Annotated in this window: 2 protein-coding genes; both read left to right on the forward strand. The window is 72.6% G+C overall.

Translation table 11 applies throughout. From position 1 onward, the window contains the following. Positions 1-114 precede the first annotated feature (114 nt). Entirely contained in the window at positions 115-1,512 is a 1,398-nt protein-coding gene (locus tag DKT68_RS00215) for a M16 family metallopeptidase (protein ID WP_109815430.1), read from the forward strand. Positions 1,513-1,606: 94 nt separating this feature from the next. After that, positions 1,607-2,374, forward strand: coding sequence for a 4-hydroxy-tetrahydrodipicolinate reductase (gene dapB, locus DKT68_RS00220; protein WP_109815429.1), 768 nt, complete (start codon positions 1,607-1,609; stop codon positions 2,372-2,374). Positions 2,375-2,493: the final 119 nt, after the last annotated feature.

Consider the following 2,493-nt stretch of genomic DNA (forward strand, 5'->3'; position numbering starts at 1 on the left):
ATGTACGACGATCCGCTGTGCCGGGTCCGGCGGCGAGCGTCCGCGCCGCCGGACCCGGCACAGCTGATCGTCGTACATCGCATCACCCACCCCTCGTCGAACCGGGAGCAGTACGTGAGTCGGGCCTTCAGTGCGCCGTTTCCACCGGATCGACGGGGGGTGGCCGCGTCCCGGGACACCGGGGCGGGCCGCTCCGGCGGCACCGCCCGGGCGGTGACCCGGACGCTCAGCGACGACCCGCTGGGCGGCACGGTACGACGTACCGTGCTGCCCAGCGGCCTGCGCGTGCTGACCGAGGCGATCCCGGCGATGCGCAGCGTCTCGTTCGGCGTCTGGGTGTCGGTGGGCTCCCGCGACGAGACCGGCACGCAGGCCGGCGCCGCGCACTTCCTGGAGCACCTGCTCTTCAAGGGCACCCACAAGCGCACCGCCCTGGAGATCTCCTCGCAGATCGAGGCGGTGGGTGGCGAGACGAACGCCTTCACCACGAAGGAATACACCTGCTACTACGCCCGCGTGCTGGACGAGGACCTGCCGCTGGCGATCGACGTGATGTGCGACCTGGTCGCCGACTCGCTGCTGGAGCCGGCCGACGTGGAGACCGAGCGTGGCGTGATCCTGGAGGAGATCGCCATGCACGACGACGAGCCCGGTGACGAGGTCCACGACCTCTTCGCCCGCGCCGTCTACGGTGACCACCCGCTGGGCCGACTGATCTCCGGCACCGAGGAGACCGTCACGCCGATGACCCGGCGGCAGATCCAGAGCTTCTACCGGCGCCGTTACACCGCGCCGCAGATCGTCATCGCCGCCGCCGGCAACCTTGACCACGCCACCGTGGTCAAGCTGGTCCGCCAGGCGGTGCGCGGCACCCCGCTGGACAGCGACCCGGCGACGCCGGCGCCGCACCGCGAGGCCACCCCGGCGGTACGCACCAAGCCGGCCACCACCCTGGTCGAGCCGAAGGAGACGGAGCAGGCGCACGTCATCCTCGGCTGCCCCGGCATCGACCGCCTCGACGAGCGGCGCTTCGCCCTCGGCGTGCTCAACAACGTGCTCGGCGGTGGCATGTCCAGCCGGCTGTTCCAGGAGATCCGCGAGCAGCGGGGCCTCGCGTACTCGGTCTACTCGTACGCGAGCCAGTACGCCGACAGCGGCCTGTTCGCCGTCTACGCCGGCTGCGCGCCGGGCAAGGTGGACGAGGTGCTGGCCCTGACCCGCGCCGAGCTGGCCCGGGTGGCTTCCGAGGGGCTGACCGAGGCCGAGGTGGCCCGGGGCAAGGGGATGAGCAAGGGCTCGTTCGTGCTGGGCCTGGAGGACACCGGTTCCCGGATGAGCCGGCTGGCGAAGGGCGAGCTGCTCTACGGCGACCTGATGCCGGTGGACGAGCTGCTCCGCCGGGTCGACGAGGTCACCGTGGCGGACGTGAACATCCTCGCCGCGGAGCTGCTCGCCCGGCCGATGTCGCTGGCCGTGGTCGGCCCGTTCGGCGCCAGCGACTTCACCGACTGAGGGCCGCCGCCGCTCGATCGGCGGACGTCTCGGCAGGTGGTGGGGGCCTGATCCGGCAGGGGAGACCCGTCCCGATTGGGATAGGTTGTGCCCCGTGACTGACGAGCAGTGGAGAAACCCGGACGAGCCGGTGCGGGTCGGTGTCCTCGGTGCGCGGGGCCGGATGGGCATCGAGGTGTGCAGGGCGGTGGACGCCGCCGACGACCTCGAGGTCGTGGCGATGGTCGACCAGGGTGACGGCCTCTCCGCCGCCTCCGACGCCGAGGTGGTCGTCGACTTCACCACGCCGGACGTCGTCATGGACAACCTGCGCTGGTGCATCGACCAGGGCATCAACGCGGTGGTCGGCACCACGGGCTTCACCGAGCAGCGGCTCGAGCAGGTGCGTGGCTGGTTGGCCGGCAAGCCGGGGGTAGGCGTGGTGATCGCGCCGAACTTCGGCATCGGCGCGGTGCTGATGATGCAGTTCGCCGCCCGGGCCGCCCGGCACTTCGAGTCCGTCGAGATCATCGAGCAGCACCACCCGCGGAAGCTGGACGCTCCGAGCGGCACGGCCACGCACACCGCCCGGCAGATCGCCCGGGCCCGCGCCGAGGCCGGACTCGGTCCGGTGCCCGACGCCACCAAGGACGAGGTGCCGGGCGCGCGGGGCGCCGAGATCGACGGGGTACGCGTACACGCCGTGCGCGCCACCGGGCTCGTCGCCCACCAGGAGGTGCTGTTCGGCACCACCGGCGAGACGCTGACGATCCGGCACGACTCGTACGACCGGGCGTCGTTCATGCCGGGCGTGCTGCTGGCCGTACGCGCGGTGCGCAACCGTCCCGGCCTCACCGTCGGCCTGGACGCCCTGCTCGACTGACCGATCCGCTCCTCGCCCGCACGCCGATCCGCACGCCCGCACGCCGATCCGCACGCCCGCACGCCGATCCGCGCGCGCCCGCCGATCCGCGCGCGCCCGCCGATCCGCGCGCGCCGGCC

This window comes from Micromonospora acroterricola, from assembly GCF_003172955.1.
GTDB lineage: Bacteria > Actinomycetota > Actinomycetes > Mycobacteriales > Micromonosporaceae > Micromonospora > Micromonospora acroterricola.